The organism is Bradyrhizobium sp. IC4059, assembly GCF_020193615.1.
Taxonomy (GTDB): Bacteria; Pseudomonadota; Alphaproteobacteria; order Rhizobiales; family Xanthobacteraceae; genus Bradyrhizobium; species Bradyrhizobium yuanmingense.
Genome location: NZ_JADYVH010000006.1, coordinates 167,838 through 185,435, shown reverse-complemented (window position 1 = coordinate 185,435; position 17,598 = coordinate 167,838). Strand labels below are relative to the sequence as shown.

Genomic DNA, 17,598 nt, shown 5'->3' with positions numbered 1-17,598 from the left:
TGCAAATTCGCAGCCATCAGCTGCAATAGTCCTGCACAATGGCAGGCTGCTGCTGCGCTAGTGTCGAAGCATCCGAATTCACGAAAGCCTGACGGCATGACCGCTCCAAAGACGCTGCTCGAACTCGCCGGCGCCGATCTCGATCCGCCCAAGCTCAACGAGACATGCCTCGTTCTGATCGACATCCAGAACGAATATTGCGCCGGCCCCATCGCCCTGCCCGAGGCGCAAGCGGCGATCGCCGCGGCTGCGCGCCTGCTCGCGCGCGCACGGGAGAGCGGAGCTGCGATCTTCCACGTCGCGCACAAGGGCCGCGCCGGCGGCCTGTTCGACCGCGAGGCGGCGCGCGGCGCGATCGTCGAACGCCTGACGCCACTCGCGACCGAGCCCGTGATCGAGAAGGCGCTGCCGAATGCCTTCGCCGGCACCGACCTGCAGGCCCGGCTGGCCGCGACCGGACGCAAGAACATCGTGCTCGCAGGGTTCATGACGCATATGTGCGTGTCTTCGACCGCGCGCGCCGCGCTCGATCTCGGCCTGCGCACGACGATCGCGGCCGACGCCTGCGCCACCCGCGATCTTCCCGATGGGCGCGGCGGCACGCTGCCGGCGAGAATCGTTCACGAGGTCGCTCTGGCCGAATTGTCCGACCGCTTCGCGATCATCGCGCAGAGCGACGTGCTGACCTGAGGAGACCTTCCCGATGCTGCAGCTCTACTTCTTTCCGATGGCCTGCTCGCTCTCGAGCCACATCGCGTTGCTGGAGGCCGGAATCGAGGCGCAGTATCACCTCGCCCATATCTGGACCAAGCGGCTCGTGGACGACGGCCGCGACTTCCGTGAGGTGTCACCGAAGGGCGCGGTGCCGGTCCTGGTGCTGGAGAACGGCGAGCGGCTGACGGAAAGCGCAGCGGTGCTGCAATACATCGCCGATGTGAAGCCGGAGGCACGCCTTGCGCCGCGGCCCGGCGACATCGATCGTTATCGCCTGCAGGAATGGCTGAGCTTCGTCGGCGCCGAGATCCACAAGGCGTTCCTGTTTCCAACCTTCTGGTACAAGGACGACGGCTCGCTGGCCAAGCCGCGCGCGAGGATCATGCAGACATTGTCGGTGCCGGCAGCGCATCTGGCGGGCCGCGAATTCCTCGTCGGCGACGCCTTCACCGTGGCCGATGCCCATCTCACCTGGACCTTGCTTCTGCTCCGTCCGGCAGGGATCGACATCGCGCAATGGCCACCGCTCGCGGCCTATCTCGAACGCATGCAGGCCCGCCCCGCGGTCCGGCGCGCGATCGCGACCGAGATGGCGCTGCGCAAGACCGTTGCGGCCTGAGCTCGCCTCACTGCACCCGCGCCAGCACCGCGAGCTTGCGGATGCCCTTGTTGCGGTAGGCGTCGAGGAACGCGTAATAGTCCTTGAACGACACGCAGCCGTTGGAATCGCCGCCCGGCCCGAGCATGAAGGTGTGGGCGAGCAGGCCGTCGCGGCCATAGATCGCGCTCTCGCCGCCGATCGGGGTGAGGCGCAGCGCCGGCACGCCGTGGAACAGCGCCTCGCGCGGCTTCAGCGTGTAGATGTGCGGCGGCGTCACGCCGCGCATGCGCAGGCGGCGGGAGTCCGGATCGTCGCGATTGGCGCCAAGGCCGGAATGCGCCTCGAGCCTGGTGCCGTCGGGCAGATACACCATCTTGGCCGTGATGTCGTAGACCGCGGTGTCCCGCTCATAAGGCGGAGCGCCGCCGAACATCGGGTTCTGCTCCTTCGGGGCGATGGACGCAGTGATGCTGGCATCGGCCGAGGCGTAGGCGAGCAGCCCGCCGGACGCTTCGCGCTTGCCCCACAGCTTTTCCACCATCGCCTGGCGCGGAGCGGTGATCGACATCACCGCGGCCTTGGCGCGATCGGCAAAGGATTTTTGCTTGGCTTCAGGCGCCGGCACGATCTCGGCCGGGTCGGCCGAGGCGAGTTGCAGCTGGGCAGCCGGCGCGCGCTTGGTCTTGTCCGCGGCGTTGTCGGCGCCCTTGGCCGCCGGCTTCAGCGCCTCCGCGACCTTCGCGATCACGCCCTGCTTCGGGGCGTCTTTGGCCACCGCAACGACCTGCGCCGGGGGTGCGGCGCTTGTGGCATTCGACGGCACGCCCTGCGTTGCGGCCGCGGCAAAGCGCTCGTTGAACATCTCGCGCGAGATCGGAGCTGCGACCTGGAGGCGGTCGGGCAGCAGCGCGAAGGTTTCCTTGATGGCCTCGCCGGCCTCGCGCAGCGCCACCTTGGGCGCGCGCTTGATCACCGGCTCGTCGTAGCCGCTGCTGCCGACGGTCGGATAGACGCTCGCGCCGAAGATGTTGCTGTGGATGGTCCAGCCGGCGCCCACCACGGCGCAGCCGATCGCCGCGGCGCCAAGCCAATTGATCGTGATCATTTTCCGGGAAGATTTCCGCGAATTATTCTTCGAGAAATTCTTGGACTTCCGTGCCGCGTTACTCTGCGCAGCGATACTCGTACTCATTCGCCTTGCGTCCAGGACGGTGTCACTCTGTCCCCCTTCGAAGTGCCGCTGGTCACGATCCGGGAACAGCATCTCGCAGAGGGTCGGAGCGTCATTAAGGCGACTTTTAGTTAAATGCGGATTAAGTTCGGGCGGATCTGCGGCGACTCGTTAACGCTGTCCCGTTTTGAGAAAAACGCCCGCAGAACTACGGACTTAGTCGGGTCTGTTAACTATAATTCTCGGCCGGTTCAGCAGGCTCTGCGGACGTCTGCGGCCACATCCATGACGCACTTGAGAACGTCATTTTCGTGGCCCTCCACTGCCCCCGAACGTAACGCGCCAGCGTTGCGCGAGGCTGGTGGGCGACGCGTCGGATTGGGCCTCGTCGGCCGCGCGACAACGGTGCATGCTCATGACGCGCCGGGCACCGCGGCACGGCGCCGTGATTGAAAGTTGATCGCCTCGGTTCTGGACATCGCGGGTGCGAGAAAATAGCTCCCACCTCGGCACTTTTCAGCAGCCTCTGCGCGTGATACGGTACCGTATCATCCTGCCCTGAGCTGTGCCGAGCACGCAAACGGAGGCTGGCATGAGAGGGATTGCGCGCGCGGGGTTTTTCGCCCTGGCGGGGTCGTTTCTGTTGATCGGATCTGCGACTGCGCAGCCTGCGGCGAATGCGGGCTGCACGGCATCGCCGTCGGCTGCCGGGACGCAGACCTGGCGCTGCGACAACGGCATCACCATCGTTGCGGAAAACGGCGCCAGATTTGAACTTAAGGACGCCAACCGCGACGGACATATAGACTCCGTGGAGTTGAGCAGCAAAGCGCTGCTGATCGAGGTGCCCAAGAAGCCGCGCGGCAATCCCTTCAAGGTGCTGACGCCGCAAGCGATTGCCGCAGTACGCGGCACGAAATGGGCGGTCGATGTCGCCGACACCAAGACTTCCGTGTTCGTCGCAGACGGCCGGGTCGGCGTGAGCCGCAGGGCTCGTGGACGCGGCGTCGTGCTTGGACCCGGGGAAGGCGTCGATGTCGAGCCAACCGGCCCGTTGACGGTCAAGACCTGGGGCCAGCCGCGCGTCGACGCGCTCATGGCCAGACTCGGGCAATGAGCCGGGGCCGGCAAGGCCCGGCCCATGAGATTTGGATTATACGATTGCAAGACCGCATGCGCAGCCGACGCGTTCAGATCCTGGTGGCACTCGTCCTCACCGCGCTGTGGGGCGCGGGCATCTATGCCACGCACGCCCACGGCCATCTGCGCTTCCTGGACCGCCTCGAAGCCACGTTGACGGATTGGCGGACGCAGGCGCGCGGCGTGCGGCGTCCGCCGGATTTCGTCACCATCGTTGCGATCGACGACACGGTGGTGAAGCGCGGCGGCACCTATCCACTGCCGCGCGCCGATCTTGCCCGCGTGGTCGATACCATCGTGCAGTTTAAGCCGAAGGTCGTGGCGATCGACCTGCTGCTGGTCGACCGCAGCGCCGCGATCGGCGATGCGACGCTGGCCAACACATTGGCCACCGGCCGCATGGTGCTCGCCGCCGCCGCGATCTTCCCCTCGGCCAGCGAAACCGTGTCACCCAGCAGCGAAGGTCCGCTGGCCGTGCTGCCGGAGGCCGAGCGCTTCCTGCAGCCATTGCCCGCATTCGCCGATCACGCCGAGGTCGGCATCGTCAACGTCGCGACCGGGCAATCGGGCTCGCCGCTCTCGGTGCCGATGCTGTTCCGGACCCGCGACAAGGTCGAGCTGTCGTTTCCGTTGCGCGTTGCGGCGCGCGCGCTCGACGAGCCGCTGACCGTCGCGCCGGGCCATCTCATGCTCGGCGATCGCGTGGTGCCGACCGACAGCAATCTGGCATTGCCGATCACCTATTACGGCCCGCGCCGCACCATCCGTACCGTCAGCGCACAGAGCATCTTCGACGGCACGCTCGATCGCGCGGCCATCGAGAACCGGATCGTCGTGATCGGCGCCTCCGTCGCCGGCGGCGGCGACTTCTATCCGACGCCGTTCGATTCCCTGATGCCCGGCGTCGAGGTGGTCTCGACCGCAATCACGCATCTCGTCGCCGGCGACGCCATCCTGCGTGACCACCGCGTCCGCATTGCCGACGCGCTCACGGCGATCCTGCTGCCGGTGCTGCTGGTCGGCCTGCTCGCCTGGCGGCGCATCGCACTCGGCACCATGGCGGCGGCCGCGGTGATGATCGCCTGGGCCGGGCTCAACCTGTTCGCGTTCACGCACGGCGTCTGGCTGAACGCCGCGACCACGCTCGCCGCCGCCGTGCCGCCGGTTGCGGTCTTTGCCGGCGTGCAGCTGTGGGCCGGAGGCCGCCGCACGCAATATTTCGCCGCTAAGAGCAGGTCGCTTGCGCAATTCCAGGCTCCGGCGCTGCGGGATTGGCTCTCGCGAGATCCGAACTTCCTGTCGAAGCCGGTGCGGCAGGATGCAGCCGTGGTGTTCGTCGATCTCTCCGGTTTCACCGGTTTGAGCGAGCGGATCGATCCGGACGAGCTCACGGATATTCTGAAGGCGTTTCATGCGCTGATCGACCGGATCGCGATCGATTGCGGCGGCATGATCACGGGCTTTCTCGGCGACGGCGCCATGATCCTGTTCGGGCTGCCGCGCGCCATGCCCGACGATTCGGCGCGCGCGCTGAAATGCGCGGTCGATCTGCATCGCGGCCTCGCACGCTGGATCGCCTCGCTTCCGCCGGCGATCGCGGGTCAGCTCGGCTACAAGATCGGCGCGCATTGCGGCCCGATCGTCGCCTCGCGACTCGGCGAAAGCCATCAGCACATCACGGCGACGGGCGACACCGTCAACGTCGCAAGCCGGCTGATGGAGATTGCCGCCCAGAACGATGCGCGCCTTGCGCTGAGCGACACGCTGCTGGATGCGGCCGACTTCCAGGGCGCGCCCGACGGTGTTCTGTCCGGCCCCCTGCTCGCCCGGGTCCGCGGCCGTTCCGGCGTCGTGACCGTCTGGTTCTGGCGCGATCGCGATGGGCCGGGGCAGGATGCTGACAAGGCCGAGATGATTGATTAAGGCGCTACCGCGCTTCCGGCGGCGGCGAGCGGTCCAGCACCTCGCCCTTGGCGCCTTCCAGCAGGTCGATGCCGTAGGTCTCGACCACGAGCGGCCCGCGCTTGCGCTGCAATTGCGCCACCTGCGTCACCTTTGCAAAGAGAGCATTGAGGGCAGGATGACCGTCGGCGCGCAGCTCGTCGACATAGAGCAGCTTGCCTGCGAGCAGCTTGGGATCGGGTTCGGCCATGTTGACCCAGCGGATGCGCTGGCTTTGCTGCGCGACGCAGGTGCCGCGCGGCAGATAGAATGCGAGCCAGCTCGTGGTGCCGTAATCCTGCGCCAGCACGCAGGTGGCGCCACTGCGCGCGCGCACCGCTTCGATTCCGGCCGCGAGCTCGCGCCAGCCGACACCGACACTGCGCACGGTGGCATCGCGGCGATATCCGGACAACCAGCCGGTATTGGCCTGCACGATCAAGGCGGCAAACATGACGATGCCCACAGGCGCGGCCCAGCGCAGGCAAACGTCGACGAGGCGCCGCTGACGCGGCTTCCATTGCGCAAGATTGGCCGCGGCGGCCGCGGCTATGACGAACGGCGGATACACCGGCGCGAACCAGTTGGCCTCGACGCGCGCATGCAGCGAATGCCAGACGAAATAGACGACGATGGTCCAGAACATCGTCTCGATCAGCACGCGCGAGGGCAGCGCGCCGACGCGCTGCCAGGTCAGCGCATGCAGGCCCATGGCGCCGAGGATGAAGACCAGCGGGGTTGCGAACGCGATCTGGGTCGGGATCAGCTCGGCGATGAAGACGGGGCGGAAGTCCTCGATCCTGGCGCGGCCGAGCTGCTTTGCGAACGAGACCCATTGATGGTCGGCGTTCCAGAGGATCACCGGCGAGAACAGTGCCAGCGCCACGAGGCCGCCGAGATAGGGCCAGGGCGAGAGGAACCAGCGCCGCAGCTTCGGCACGCAAGCGAGCCAGATCAGGATCGCGGCGCCAAAGAACATCGCGGTGTATTTCGACAATAGCGCCGCGCCGACGGCGGCGCCGACCGCGAGCCACCAGGCGCCGCGTCCGGTCTCCAGCACCTTGGCGAGAAAGAACAGCACGAAGCTGGAGGCGACCAGCAGCGGCGCATCGGGCGTGACGATCAGCGTGCCGACGGAAGCCAGCAGCGTCACGTTGAGCAGGATGGCGCTGGTCGCGGCCACACGCACCCCGCCGAACAGAATTGCGGCGGAGCGATAGACCGCATAGCTCATCGGCAGCGCGAGCAGAATCGAGACGAGGCGGACGCCGAGCTCGGTATCGCCCGCGATCATGGTGCCGGCGCGGATCACATAGGCGACCATGGGCGGGTGGTCGTAATAGCCCCCGGCGAGGCTCTTCGACCACATCCAGTAATAGGCTTCGTCGAACGTGATCGGCGTGAACGCGGCCGCGACCAGCCGGAACGCGACGAGTGCAAAAATCAGCAGCGCGGTGTTGCGGACGATCCGCGCGTCGGCCCCGCCCATCACGCGCTATTTCTTGCGCCAGACGAACAGTCCGGACATCGCGTAGTTCCACACCACGCCCATCAACGCGCCGGCCAGGCCGGCCAGCCACCAGATCGGCTCCTGGTCGTAGACCGAGAAGGCGACGCCGACATTGGCGAGCAGGCCGACGCTGCACACGATGTAGAAGGCGATCAGGCCGCGCAGCAGCGCAAAGCCCTTCAGCCGCTGGTCGCGATAGGTGAGGAAGTTGTTGAGGATGAAGTTGCTGGTCATGGCGACGATGGCGCCGGCGGCCTGCGCCTCCGGGAACGGCACGTTGAACAGGCGAAGCGCGATGAACAGCGTGGTCAGGTGCACCACGAGGCCGATGCCGCCGACCATCGCAAACAGGATGAAGCGCAGCGAGACGATGTCGTTGGTCAGCTTGGCGAAGACGAGGCCGAGGAAGTCGAGCGCGACCATGGAATCGAGCTTGCTCTCGCCGTGCTGGCGGGCGCCGAAGGTGTAGGGAATCTCGACCGCCCGCAAGCTGCCATGCGCGGTCGCGACGATGTCGAGCAGGATCTTGAAGCCGTGCACGGAGAGTTTTGGCGCGAGCTGCTCGAAGCGGTCGCGGCGGATCATGAAGAAGCCGCTCATGGGATCGGCAATCTCGACCCGCAGCATCTTCTTGGCGACCTCGGTCGCGAGCGCGCTGGCGCCGGCGCGCTGCCTGTTGAAGCCTTCGCTCTTGTAGCCCTCGATGTAGCGGCTGCCGACGACGAGGTCGGCCTGATCGCTCGCGAGCAAGAGCAGCATCTTGGGCAACTGCGTCTCGTCGTGCTGGAGGTCGGCATCGATCACGGCCACATAGGGCGCGCTGGAGGCAAGGATGCCCTCGATGCAGGCGCCCGACAGGCCGCGGCGGCCGATGCGGCGGACGCAGCGCACCCGGCTGTCGCGCTGGGCCAACTCGCGCACGACATCCCAGGTGCCGTCGGGCGAATTGTCATCGACGAACACGACTTCCCAGACGACGTTGGCGAGCGTCGCCTCGAGGCGCCGGTACAGCACGGTGACGTTGTCGCGCTCGTTGAAAGTTGGGACGATGACCGACAGTTCCGGCCCCTCGTGGGCTTGGTTGTCGATGCCCGGTCTGATCGCTTCGTTCATGACGGCAGCGTATATCCGCCGCATCCTGCGCTGCCAAGCCGGGGGTCTGGGGAAGGGCCGAAAAGGGGCCTAAAATGCCAACGACCCCGGAACGGCGGGCCGCGCGTACATCCGGCGCAAGCCTTAAGCTATTCCAAGGTCGTTCCAGCGACGGAGGTCTTTACGCTCAACGTCGCCGTTAGAAGCTAGATGGGAATGGCAAAAGCGTTCCGCAAGGGGGCGGAAATCCGATTTTCAGACCCCTATTGGTTGGGCACTTCCCGGATGACCGGCCCGCGCGGCGCGGGCGCGACCGGGGCTGCGGGTGCCGCCGCCGCCGGCTCGGCCTTCGCCGGCTTGGGCGGCTTGCCGTACTGGCCGATCGGCCCGAACACGACGGCAACCGCAAGGACGACCGCCGCGACGATCGCCCCCAGAATGCCACCCACCGACTCAGACGACATGCAAGTTCCAGCTCCAGACGGGCTCACTGATACCATGGATGAGCGCGCGACTGGAAGGCCCAGGGCGAATCGCGAATGGCGAGTGGCGAATGAGCATGGCCTGCCTTGTCGCCCTATTCGCGATTCGCCACTCCCCTACTTCTGGGGTACTTCTGGGGCGGCCGGTGCTTGACGAAGGCCATCACGATGTCCTTCTGCGCCGCCTCCACCGCTCTGTTCGCGGTGGCGAGATGAGCGCCGGCATCGATATCAGGATATTGCGTGGTGAGATAATCGAGCAGCGTGACCCGGTAATATTGCCGCTCCGACGGACAGGCTCCGGCAACCGAGCGGCCGAAATCCTGCTCCGACAGGCCCTGATTGGACTCGCGCGAATATTCCCGCGCGAGGCAATGCCAATAGTCGTCGCGGCCCTGCTGAGCGAGCTTCTGCGCGCCCTTCGTGACGTCGTCATCCGCCACGGCAGAACTTGTCATGGCAGCAGATGTCATCATGACGAGCGCGCCCCCCACCAGCAGCATCCGCATCTTGTTCTCCTTCTTCGCGGGCCCGTCGCGAGCTTAGACCGGACCGGCCAACTGGCCAATCACATCTGGTTTGATTAGGATGAGATCCCTCCCCGTCGATGCGAGATCCTCCCGTGGCCAAAGCAAAAACTGCGTCCAAAAAATCCGGCAACATCTTCATCGGTATCGGCGGCTGGACCTTCGAGCCCTGGCGCGGCGTGTTCTATCCGGAGAAGCTGGCGCAGGCGAAGGAGCTGTCCTATGCCGCCTCGAAGCTGACCTCGATCGAGATCAACGGCACCTATTACGGCTCGCAGAAGCCGGAGAGCTTTCGCAAATGGGCGAGCGAGGTGCCTGACGGTTTCGTGTTCTCGGTGAAGGGACCGCGCTTCGCGACCAACCGCCGCGTGCTCGCGGAGGCCGGCGATTCCATCAAGCGGTTCTACGATTCCGGCGTGCTGGAACTCGGCGATCATCTCGGGCCGGTGCTGTGGCAGTTTGCGCCGACGAAGAAGTTCGATGGCGCCGATTTCGGCAAGTTCCTGGAGCTGTTGCCGCGCAAGCTCGAGGGGCGCGCGCTGCGCCATGTCGTGGAAGTGCGCCATGACAGCTTCTGCACGCCGGACTTCGTGGCGCTGATCCGCGAGTTCGAGACGCCCGTGGTTTTCGCCGAGCACGGCAAATATCCCGCCATCGCAGATGTCGCCGGCGATTTCGTCTACGCGCGGCTGCAGAAGGGCAATGACGAGATCAAGACCTGCTATCCGCCAAAGCAGCTCGACGCCTGGGCCGAGCGCTTCCAGGACTGGGCTTCGGGCGGTGAACCCGACGATCTCCCGAAGGTTGACAAGGCCAAGCCGAAGAAGGAGCCGCGCGACGTGTTCGCTTACGTCATCCACGAGGGCAAGGTGCGCGCACCGCACGGCGCCATGGAACTGATCGCACGGGTGAGTTGAGGGTCCCATGGCAAAGGCGAAGAAGCTCTTCACCATCGGCTATGAGCAGACACCGCCGAAGGCCGTGCTGGACGAGCTGGAACAGGCCGGCGTCAAGCTCGTGGTCGACGTGCGCGCGGTGACGTCGTCGCGTCGGCCGGGCTTTTCCAAGAAGCAGCTTGCGGCGGGCCTCGACGAGCGCGGCATCGGCTATGTCCATCTCGCCGCGCTCGGCACGCCGAAGGAAGGCCGCCTCGCCGCCCGCAGCGGTCAATACGACGTGCTGGAGAAGATCTTCTCCAAGCACCTGAAGACGCCGCAGGCGAGGGAAGAGATGGACGAGCTTTCTGCGCTGGTGAAAACGGCCGGCCCGGTGTGCCTGCTCTGCTACGAGCGCGACCACACCCACTGCCACCGCCAGATGATCGCGGAGATCATCGAGGAGCGCGATGGGGTTGCGGTGAAGAATTTGGCTGGGCGGCAGGTGTAGTTGTCGCCGTCATTCCGGGGCGCGCCTCTTGGCGCGAACTATGGTGCGCAATTGCGCACCTGAGAATCCATTCCTCCACCAACACTGCGGCTAGATGGATTCCGGGTTCGCGCTACGCGCGCCCCGGAATGACAAGTTACCCCTCCCCCGCCAGCCGGAACGTCCCCTTCATCATCTGCACGCAAGCGCCGCCGACGTGAGCGGATACAATTTTGCCGTCCTGCTTGCGTACGCGGGTCGAGAGGATGCTTGGACGACCCATGTCAAAACCCTGGCCGAGTGTGAGCTTGAGCTCACAATCGCGCGCGGGATCGAGATCGGCGAACAGCGCGGCGGCGGCAACCGTGGCGCTGCCGGTGGCGGGATCCTCGACGAGGCCGCTGGCACCGCGCATGAACATGCGCGCCTGTCGCTCGCAAGGCGCCTCCGCCGCCGGCACATCGCGCGTATAGAACCACACCGCGCGGGCACCATCGCGCGGCAAGACCTTGCCAAAGGCCGCAGCATCGGGCCGGGCCCGCTTCAGCGCCTCGCGCGAATGCAGCTCCATCACCAGAAACGCGTTTCCGACGGTGACAATCTGCGGCTCGTGATTGTCGGTCTTGATGTCGTCGGCAACGAGCGAGATGCAGCTCGCGGCTTCCGCTGTTGACAGCGTTGAGAGCCGCTGCAGCGGCTGCGGCGCGGTGAGCTCGGTTCTGATCACCCTGCCCTGCTCTCGCACGATCTCGACCGGGACCAACCCGGCCTTCTCCTCGAACAGCAGGCGTGGCTTCGGCTCCTTCGCCATCGAGGCCAGCACGAAGGCGGTGCCGACATTGGGATGGCCCGCAAAGGCGATCTCCTGCACCGGCGTGAAGATGCGCACCTCGGCGTCGTTGGCCCTGTCGCGCGGCGGCAGCACGAAAGTGGTCTCGGAATAATTGAACTCGGTCGCGATCGCCTGCATCTGCTGCGTCGTCAGCCCGCCGGCATCGAGCACCACAGCGAGCTGGTTGCCGCCGAAGGTGCGGTCGGTGAACACGTCGACGGTGATGTAGCGGCGCTGCATCGTCACTTCCGCATGCAAGTCGCGGCCGCGACCGGCCGCATCGCGCAGCACTCTACAAGCCGAAAACATCGCTCGTCATGCCCCAAAATCGAGTGCAATCGGAGCAATCGCTTGGATGAAAGTGAACTGCGCGCGCCGATGTGTGATGCACATTACCCCAGCTGAAACACCGGTACTTTCTGCTCGTAGCCGCGCACCTCGACCTCGCCGAGCGCGACGGCATCGCTGCCGTCGGCTCCCAGCGCCTCGCGCACGGACGCCGAGATCAAGAGCTGCGAGCCGAAATCCTTGTTCAGCGCCTCGAGTCGCGAGGCGAAGTTCACGGTATCGCCGATGACCGTGTATTCCTTGCGCCGGGGCGAGCCGATATTGCCGGCGACGACCTCGCCGAAATGGATGCCAATGCCGATCCGCAGCGGCCAGCTGCTCTCTGCGTTGATGCGGTCCATTGCCCGGAGCATCTCGCGGCCGGCGGCGACCGCGCGGTGCGCGGCATCGGATGCTTCCAGCGGCGCGCCGAACAGCGCGAGGAAACCGTCACCGAGAAACTTGTTCACAATGCCGCCCTGGCGGTCGAGAATGTCGACCAGGACGGCGAAGGCGCTGTCGAGCCGGTCGACCACCTCCTGCGGACTGCGCGACTGCGCACCGGCCGTGAAGCCGCGGAAATCGACGAACATCACCGCGACGCGGCGGACGTCGCCGCTAGCGCCCGTTCCCGCCGTCATCAGCCGCTCCACCACCTGCGGCGAGACGTGCTGGCCGAACAGATTGGTGACCCTGTCGCGCGCGGTGGCGGCCGCGATGCTCGCGGCGAACTGCCGGCGCAATTGCGCGCCGACGGCGCCGGCGAGCACGCCGCAGATCAGGATGATGGTGCTGCGGACCGCGTGAAAATAGAGCTGGGGCTCGCCGACGCTGCTCGAGGGATCGTAGACCAGTGCGACCACGAACAGCTCGGCAGCAGCGACGAAGCCGGTGAAGGTCGAGAGCCAGAAATCGAGCCGCAGCGTCGAGAGGATGACGAAAATGAAATACATCAGCGGCACGGCAAAGCCGAGGGCCTGGGTCGCGCCCATGGTCCGGATCTGCAGGATGAGGATCACGGTTGGCAGCGACGTCTCGATCAGCGTGCCGATATAGCGCCTGGCCACCGGCACGTCGCGATCGAGGCGGAGGTTCTTCCTGATCTGGGTGTGGACCCAGACCTCGAACAAAATGAACCCGACGAGCAGGCCGTAGACTTCGGCGAACCCTTCGGTGCCGCGCCAGACCCGGTTCACCACGGCGGGGTCGATCAGATAGATCGCGGTGAGGAACAGCGTCATGACGCAGCCGGTCGCGATCAGCGCCCGGACCCGCAACAGCTCGGTGCGCAGCACCTCCCGCGTCAGCTCGCGCTCGAAGTCCTCCGACAAGACGGCATGCTGCCGCGTCTTCCTGCTCGCAAACTTGGCCATTCCGCCCCTCGATTCCGGGGTATTGTGCCTCAATCCAGCGTGCGGCGGAAGCGCGTCACCGCGACGGTCATGGCGAGCAGCATCAGGGCCGCCAGAGCCAGCGTATCGAAGCGCAAATTCTCCATGGTCGCGCCCTTCAGCATGATGGCGCGGACGATCCGCAAATAATGGGTCAGCGGCAGGCATTCGCCGAGATATTGCGCCCAGGCCGGCATGCCTGCGAACGGGAACATGAAGCCGGAGAGCAGAATGCTCGGCAGGAAGAACATCATCGACATCTGCATGGCCTGGAGCTGGTTCTGAACCAGCGTCGAGATGGTGTAGCCGACCGCCAGATTGGTGGTGATGAACAGCGTCGACAGCAGCGCCAGCAGGACGAGATTGCCGAGCACGGGCACGCCGAACAGGCCGACACCGATGCTGATGATCAGGAAGGCCTGGACGAAGCCGACCAGCACGTAGGGCACGATCTTGCCGAACATCACCTCGATCGGCTTGATCGGCATCGACAACAGGCTCTCCATGGTGCCGCGTTCGACCTCGCGCGTGACCGAGAGCGCGGTGAAGATCAGCATGGTCATGGTGAGGATGGTGCCGACGAGGCCTGGCACGATATTGAGGCTGGAATTCGCGGCCGGATTGTAGCGGGCGTGGGCGCGGATCTCGAACGGCATCTCCGGGGGCTCGCCGATATAGAGATCGTGCGCGAGCGCGGTCTGCACGATCATGCCGAGCGAGCCGAGCGCAGCGCTTGCGGCGACCGGATCGGTGGCGTCGGCCGCGACCAGCAGCGCCGGCCTGTCGCCGCGCCGCACCGCCCGCTCGAAGCCGCGCGGGATCTCGACCCCGAACAGCACCTTGCCGGACTTCAGGAGGTTGTCGAAATCGTCGACGTCGTGAACCTCGTAGAGGAAGCGGAAATATTTGGTGTTCTCCAGCGCCTTCAGCACCGAGCGGGCGAGATCGGAATCCTCCTGGAGCAGCACCGCGCTCGGCAGATGACGCGGCGTGGTGTTGATGGCATAGCCGAACAGCATCAGCTGCATCACCGGCAGCATCACGATCATCGCGAACGAGACGCGGTCGCGCCTCAGCTGGATGAACTCCTTGACCAGCATAGCGTAGGAACGCCGCAGGAAGCCGAAGCGCTCGCGGATTTCGCGCCGTGGTTCGGGATGTTCTACCGCGCTCATTGGAAATTGTCCTTGGAGCGTCCCATCAGCTCGATGAACACGTCTTCGAGCGAGGGCTTGGACTTCTGCCAGTGCAGGCCGCCTCTCTCGCGCCAGGGCGCGATGCTGGCTTCGAGCGCCGGGACGTCGCGGCCGGAAACATGCAGCGAAGTGCCGAACGGCGCCACCATGTCGATCCCGGGCTTGCCCGTGAGCGCCGCGCCAAGCTCGTTCAGGTCGTCGCCCGTGACGGTATAGGTCGTCAGCGCGGATTTCGCGATGACCTCCTCCACCGTGCCGTGCGCCAGCAGATAGCCGTAGGCGATGTAGGCGATCTCGTGGCAGCGCTCGGCCTCGTCCATGTAATGGGTCGAGACCAGCACCGTGAGGCCCTCGGCGGCCAGCGCATGGATCTCGTTCCAGAAATCGCGCCGCGCCTTGGGATCGACGCCGGCGGTCGGCTCGTCCAGCAGCAACAATTGTGGATTGGGCAGCGTGCAGGCCCCGAGCGCCAGCCGCTGCTTCCAGCCGCCCGAGAGCTCGCCGGCGAGCTGCTCCTCCCGCCCCGAGAGCCCGAGCCGCTTGATCATGTCGCGCGCGGCGCCGCGCGCGTCAGCGAGGCCATAGAGCCGCGCCACGAATTCGAGGTTCTCACGCACCGAGAGGTCCTGGTACAGGCTGAAGCGCTGGGTCATGTAGCCGACCTGGCGCTTGATCTTCTCGGCATCGCGGCGGATGTCATAGCCGAGACAGGTGCCCTCGCCGCTGTCGGGCGTCAGCAGGCCGCAGAGGATGCGGATGGTGGTGGTCTTGCCCGAGCCGTTGGGACCGAGGAAGCCGTAGATCGAGCCGCGCTTCACCTGCATCGACAGATCGTGCACGACCTCGCGGCCGCCGAATGACTTGGTCAGGCCCTTGACGTCGATTGCGATGCCGTTGCCGTTGCTCATCGCTTGTCCGCCACCGGTGTCTTGGTCTCAGGAGTTTTGGGATTGAGGTGGATATCGATCGGCTGTCCGACGCGCAAGGCATCGGGCCGCGAGGGTCGCGCCTGGATCAGATAGACCAGCTTGTTGCGCTCTTCGAGGCTGTAGATGACGGGCGGCGTGTATTCGGCCGAGGTCGCGATGAAGTAGATCTTCGCGGTGAGGTCGGCGGCGCAATTGTCACAGGAGACACGCACCGTGTCGCCGATCGCGAGCTTCGGCAGCTCGGTCTCCGGCACGAAGAAGCGCAGCTTCATGTTGCCGGGCGGCATGATCGAGAGCACCGGCCGCTGCGCCGCCACCATCTCGCCTTCGCGGAAATAGATCTGCTGGATGGTGCCGGCGACCGGCGCAAAGCCCTTGCGCCGCGCCATCCGCGTCTCCGAGGTCGCCACCCGCGCCTCCGCGACGCGCAAGGCGGACACGGCGGAATCGAGATTGGCCTGCGTGCCCGAACCGGTCTTGTTCAGCGAGGCCGCACGGTCATAGGTCTGCTGCGCATTCGCAAGCGTCGCCTTCTGCTGGTTGAGGTCGGCAAGCTGGAGATCGTCATCGACGGAATAGAGGTGATCGCCGACCTTGACCTCGTCGCCTTCGCGGACATTGAGCTTGGTGACGCGCCCGGCTTCGTCCGGACTGACGAAGATCATGTCGGCCTCGACCCAGCCCTGGAAGCCGGGATCGCGCTTCTCCTTGCACCCCGCAAGCCCAGTTGCGAGCACAAGGACCAATGCCAAGAAAGAAATCACTTGCGACGACCTCATGTCGTCCTCCGTTCGCCAAAAATCAAATCGAGATGAACGCGCAGCATCTCCTGCGCGTCGAGCGGCGCATGCCGCGCAAACAGGCTCTGCCAGATCACGGCGATCATCGCGGGCGCGACCAGGATCTGTGGATAGTGCGCGAGGTCCTTCTGCCGGATCTCGCCGCGGGCGATGCCGAGCTCGATCAGCGCGCGCATGGCAGTGATCCCGCGCGAGACCACCTCGCGGTAGTAGAAGTCGGCGACGGACGGAAAGCGCGGCCCCTCCGCCACGATCAGACGCACCAGATCGCCCCGTCTCGTGCCGATCACCTCCTTCAGGAAGTTGCCGGCGAACGTCTCGATGAGGTCGCGCACCGAGCCTGCCGGCGGCGGCAGCGTGGTAAGCCGTGCGACCACGGGAACGATGACGATGCGCACCAGCTCCTCGAACATCGATTCCTTGTCCTTGAAGTGCAGGTAGATCGTGCCCTTGGCGACGCCGGCGCGCTTGGCGATGTCGTCGAGCCTGGTGGCGGCAAAGCCGCGCGCGATGAACTCCTCCATCGCCGCCTCCACGATCGCCGCACGCCGCTCCGCCGCACGCGAGGCGCGGTTCGAGGCAGGCGCTGCATCGGGGCCAGCAGTCCCAGGGTCGTTCGCTCCGGTGGGAGCGGCGGAGGGCAAGGCGGCTTTGGTCGGCTTCTTCGTCATTCGATATATATGACTGACTGGTCAGTCATAGTCAAGAGCGCGCGGGGGCGGCGACTGTCCAGACGAATTAGTGTTGACTAATGCATTAGTATCCGCTAATTTGATGGCATGATCGAAGCCACCCCAAACCCCGTCACCACCGTGATGCGCGCCCTTGCCGATCCGACCCGCCGCGCCGTGTTCGAGCGTGTGTTCGAGAGCAAAGAGATCAGCGTCGCCGAGCTGACGCGCGGCAGCGGCGTCACGCAAGGAGCCGTCTCGCAACACCTGAAATCGTTGAAGCAAGCGGGCCTCGTCGCCGAGCGCGCCGAGGGCCGCAACGTCTATTACCGCGCCGCGCCGCAGGGACTCGAGCCGCTGGTCACCTGGATGGACCATTACGGCGTCTTCTGGCGCGAGCGTTTCCGGAACCTGCGTGACCTCTTGAAGGAGATCGACCCGTGAGTGCTGCCGCGTTGAAAGCCGACACAAGAGACATCGTCATCGACGAGGTCTTCCCTCACACAGCCCAGACGATCTGGAAGGCGCTGACCAGCGGACAGCTGATCGGGCGCTGGCTGATGCAGCCGACCGGCTTCGAAGCCGTCGAAGGCAAGGCCTTCACCTTCCAGACCACCCCGGGGGGCAACTGGGACGGCGTGATCCATTGCCGGGTTCTGGAGGTCGTGGCTTTCAGCCGCCTCGTCTACGCCTGGAAAGGCGGCGACGAGCGCAACACCGGCTATGGCGCCCCGCTCGACACCGTCGTGACCTGGTCCCTCACCCCGGTCGAAGCCGGCACGCGGATCCGCCTCGTGCATGCGGGCTTCGTCCTGCCCAGGAACGAGTCGGCCTACACGGTGATGAGCGGCGGCTGGAAGAAGGTCGTTCGCAAGCTCGACGAGATCAGCGGCGAAGGTTGAGTGGGAG

Annotated in this window: 19 protein-coding genes; 8 read left to right on the top strand and 11 right to left on the bottom strand. The window is 65.7% G+C overall.

Annotation, left to right across the window (positions count from 1 at the left end; translation table 11 throughout):
* Positions 1 to 96: 96 nt before the first annotated feature.
* Together I6F12_RS20140 and I6F12_RS20135 are read left to right on the top strand one after the other, a co-directional pair.
* Positions 97 to 690, top strand: coding sequence for a cysteine hydrolase family protein (locus I6F12_RS20140; RefSeq protein ID WP_036012801.1), 594 nt, complete (start codon positions 97 to 99; stop codon positions 688 to 690).
* A 13-nt stretch (positions 691 to 703) separates the two neighbouring features.
* Positions 704 to 1,333, top strand: coding sequence for a glutathione binding-like protein (locus tag I6F12_RS20135; RefSeq protein WP_225114395.1), 630 nt, complete (start codon positions 704 to 706; stop codon positions 1,331 to 1,333).
* A 7-nt stretch (positions 1,334 to 1,340) separates the two neighbouring features.
* Here I6F12_RS20135 and I6F12_RS20130 read toward each other — a convergent pair whose 3' ends face one another.
* Positions 1,341 to 2,420, bottom strand: a complete 1,080-nt coding sequence (locus tag I6F12_RS20130; RefSeq protein WP_225124784.1) for a tlde1 domain-containing protein — start codon at positions 2,418 to 2,420, stop codon at positions 1,341 to 1,343.
* A 658-nt stretch (positions 2,421 to 3,078) separates the two neighbouring features.
* Between I6F12_RS20130 and I6F12_RS20125 the strand changes: the two genes are divergently transcribed.
* Complete coding sequence (locus I6F12_RS20125) at positions 3,079 to 3,603, top strand: FecR domain-containing protein (protein WP_036043640.1); 525 nt, start codon at positions 3,079 to 3,081, stop codon at positions 3,601 to 3,603.
* A gap of 56 nt (positions 3,604 to 3,659) precedes the next feature.
* Positions 3,660 to 5,549, top strand: a complete 1,890-nt coding sequence (locus I6F12_RS20120; protein WP_225124783.1) for an adenylate/guanylate cyclase domain-containing protein — start codon at positions 3,660 to 3,662, stop codon at positions 5,547 to 5,549.
* A 4-nt stretch (positions 5,550 to 5,553) separates the two neighbouring features.
* Here the strand turns inward: I6F12_RS20120 and I6F12_RS20115 are convergent, their stop codons facing one another.
* From I6F12_RS20115 to I6F12_RS20100, 4 genes are all read right to left on the bottom strand, one after another.
* Positions 5,554 to 7,056, bottom strand: a complete 1,503-nt coding sequence (locus I6F12_RS20115) for a glycosyltransferase family 39 protein (RefSeq protein ID WP_225124782.1) — start codon at positions 7,054 to 7,056, stop codon at positions 5,554 to 5,556.
* A 6-nt stretch (positions 7,057 to 7,062) separates the two neighbouring features.
* Positions 7,063 to 8,190: a glycosyltransferase family 2 protein gene (locus I6F12_RS20110; protein ID WP_225124781.1), complete on the bottom strand. Its 1,128-nt coding sequence runs from the start codon at positions 8,188 to 8,190 to the stop codon at positions 7,063 to 7,065.
* Positions 8,191 to 8,432: 242 nt separating this feature from the next.
* A complete protein-coding gene (locus I6F12_RS20105; RefSeq protein WP_036027765.1) occupies positions 8,433 to 8,633 on the bottom strand; it encodes a hypothetical protein in 201 nt (66 codons plus the stop codon).
* Positions 8,634 to 8,746: 113 nt separating this feature from the next.
* Entirely contained in the window at positions 8,747 to 9,160 is a 414-nt protein-coding gene (locus tag I6F12_RS20100; protein ID WP_225157078.1) for a hypothetical protein, read from the bottom strand.
* 98 nt (positions 9,161 to 9,258) lie between these two features.
* Here I6F12_RS20100 and I6F12_RS20095 point away from each other — a divergent pair, with 98 nt between their 5' ends.
* Positions 9,259 to 10,095, top strand: coding sequence for a DUF72 domain-containing protein (locus I6F12_RS20095; protein ID WP_225114390.1), 837 nt, complete (start codon positions 9,259 to 9,261; stop codon positions 10,093 to 10,095).
* A gap of 7 nt (positions 10,096 to 10,102) precedes the next feature.
* Positions 10,103 to 10,564 carry a DUF488 domain-containing protein gene (locus I6F12_RS20090; RefSeq protein WP_225124779.1) on the top strand — a complete coding sequence of 154 codons (462 nt, stop codon included), beginning with the start codon at positions 10,103 to 10,105 and terminating at the stop codon, positions 10,562 to 10,564.
* A 136-nt stretch (positions 10,565 to 10,700) separates the two neighbouring features.
* Here I6F12_RS20090 and I6F12_RS20085 read toward each other — a convergent pair whose 3' ends face one another.
* The 6 genes from I6F12_RS20085 to I6F12_RS20060 form a co-directional block, all read right to left on the bottom strand.
* A complete protein-coding gene (locus I6F12_RS20085; protein ID WP_225124778.1) occupies positions 10,701 to 11,615 on the bottom strand; it encodes a PhzF family phenazine biosynthesis protein in 915 nt (304 codons plus the stop codon).
* 152 nt (positions 11,616 to 11,767) lie between these two features.
* Positions 11,768 to 13,075, bottom strand: coding sequence for an adenylate/guanylate cyclase domain-containing protein (locus tag I6F12_RS20080; protein WP_225124777.1), 1,308 nt, complete (start codon positions 13,073 to 13,075; stop codon positions 11,768 to 11,770).
* A 29-nt stretch (positions 13,076 to 13,104) separates the two neighbouring features.
* The gene (locus I6F12_RS20075; protein WP_036027772.1) at positions 13,105 to 14,268 is read right to left on the bottom strand and encodes an ABC transporter permease; all 1,164 of its coding nucleotides are present in this window, start codon (positions 14,266 to 14,268) and stop codon (positions 13,105 to 13,107) included.
* Positions 14,265 to 15,197, bottom strand: coding sequence for an ABC transporter ATP-binding protein (locus I6F12_RS20070; protein ID WP_036027774.1), 933 nt, complete (start codon positions 15,195 to 15,197; stop codon positions 14,265 to 14,267). The genes I6F12_RS20075 and I6F12_RS20070 overlap by 4 nt, the downstream gene beginning before the upstream one ends.
* On the bottom strand, positions 15,194 to 15,997 hold the full coding sequence (locus I6F12_RS20065; RefSeq protein WP_036027776.1) for an efflux RND transporter periplasmic adaptor subunit: 804 nt from the start codon (positions 15,995 to 15,997) through the stop codon (positions 15,194 to 15,196). Before I6F12_RS20065 ends, I6F12_RS20070 begins: the two co-directional genes overlap by 4 nt.
* Positions 15,994 to 16,689: a TetR/AcrR family transcriptional regulator gene (locus I6F12_RS20060; RefSeq protein WP_225124775.1), complete on the bottom strand. Its 696-nt coding sequence runs from the start codon at positions 16,687 to 16,689 to the stop codon at positions 15,994 to 15,996. The genes I6F12_RS20065 and I6F12_RS20060 overlap by 4 nt, the downstream gene beginning before the upstream one ends.
* Positions 16,690 to 16,797: 108 nt before the next feature.
* Here I6F12_RS20060 and I6F12_RS20055 point away from each other — a divergent pair, with 108 nt between their 5' ends.
* Complete coding sequence (locus I6F12_RS20055; RefSeq protein WP_036012825.1) at positions 16,798 to 17,133, top strand: metalloregulator ArsR/SmtB family transcription factor; 336 nt, start codon at positions 16,798 to 16,800, stop codon at positions 17,131 to 17,133.
* Positions 17,130 to 17,591, top strand: coding sequence for an SRPBCC domain-containing protein (locus I6F12_RS20050; protein ID WP_036027779.1), 462 nt, complete (start codon positions 17,130 to 17,132; stop codon positions 17,589 to 17,591). Before I6F12_RS20055 ends, I6F12_RS20050 begins: the two co-directional genes overlap by 4 nt.
* The last annotated feature ends 7 nt before the right edge of the window (positions 17,592 to 17,598 follow it).

Bases quoted from the DNA above. Each gene is read 5' to 3' on its own strand.
- I6F12_RS20110 (WP_225124781.1), bottom strand. From the start codon at position 8,190: ATGAACGAAGCGATCAGACCGGGCATCGACAACCAAGCCCACGAGGGG.
- I6F12_RS20095 (WP_225114390.1), top strand. From the start codon at position 9,259: ATGCGAGATCCTCCCGTGGCCAAAGCAAAAACTGCGTCCAAAAAATCC.
- I6F12_RS20090 (WP_225124779.1), top strand. From the start codon at position 10,103: ATGGCAAAGGCGAAGAAGCTCTTCACCATCGGCTATGAGCAGACACCG.
- I6F12_RS20060 (WP_225124775.1), bottom strand. From the start codon at position 16,689: ATGACGAAGAAGCCGACCAAAGCCGCCTTGCCCTCCGCCGCTCCCACC.
- I6F12_RS20130 (WP_225124784.1), bottom strand. From the start codon at position 2,420: ATGATCACGATCAATTGGCTTGGCGCCGCGGCGATCGGCTGCGCCGTG.
- I6F12_RS20085 (WP_225124778.1), bottom strand. From the start codon at position 11,615: ATGCAGCGCCGCTACATCACCGTCGACGTGTTCACCGACCGCACCTTC.
- I6F12_RS20140 (WP_036012801.1), top strand. From the start codon at position 97: ATGACCGCTCCAAAGACGCTGCTCGAACTCGCCGGCGCCGATCTCGAT.
- I6F12_RS20070 (WP_036027774.1), bottom strand. From the start codon at position 15,197: ATGAGCAACGGCAACGGCATCGCAATCGACGTCAAGGGCCTGACCAAG.
- I6F12_RS20135 (WP_225114395.1), top strand. From the start codon at position 704: ATGCTGCAGCTCTACTTCTTTCCGATGGCCTGCTCGCTCTCGAGCCAC.
- I6F12_RS20065 (WP_036027776.1), bottom strand. From the start codon at position 15,997: ATGAGGTCGTCGCAAGTGATTTCTTTCTTGGCATTGGTCCTTGTGCTC.
- I6F12_RS20075 (WP_036027772.1), bottom strand. From the start codon at position 14,268: ATGAGCGCGGTAGAACATCCCGAACCACGGCGCGAAATCCGCGAGCGC.
- I6F12_RS20105 (WP_036027765.1), bottom strand. From the start codon at position 8,633: ATGTCGTCTGAGTCGGTGGGTGGCATTCTGGGGGCGATCGTCGCGGCG.
- I6F12_RS20120 (WP_225124783.1), top strand. From the start codon at position 3,660: ATGCGCAGCCGACGCGTTCAGATCCTGGTGGCACTCGTCCTCACCGCG.
- I6F12_RS20100 (WP_225157078.1), bottom strand. From the start codon at position 9,160: ATGCGGATGCTGCTGGTGGGGGGCGCGCTCGTCATGATGACATCTGCT.
- I6F12_RS20055 (WP_036012825.1), top strand. From the start codon at position 16,798: ATGATCGAAGCCACCCCAAACCCCGTCACCACCGTGATGCGCGCCCTT.
- I6F12_RS20080 (WP_225124777.1), bottom strand. From the start codon at position 13,075: ATGGCCAAGTTTGCGAGCAGGAAGACGCGGCAGCATGCCGTCTTGTCG.
- I6F12_RS20115 (WP_225124782.1), bottom strand. From the start codon at position 7,056: ATGGGCGGGGCCGACGCGCGGATCGTCCGCAACACCGCGCTGCTGATT.
- I6F12_RS20125 (WP_036043640.1), top strand. From the start codon at position 3,079: ATGAGAGGGATTGCGCGCGCGGGGTTTTTCGCCCTGGCGGGGTCGTTT.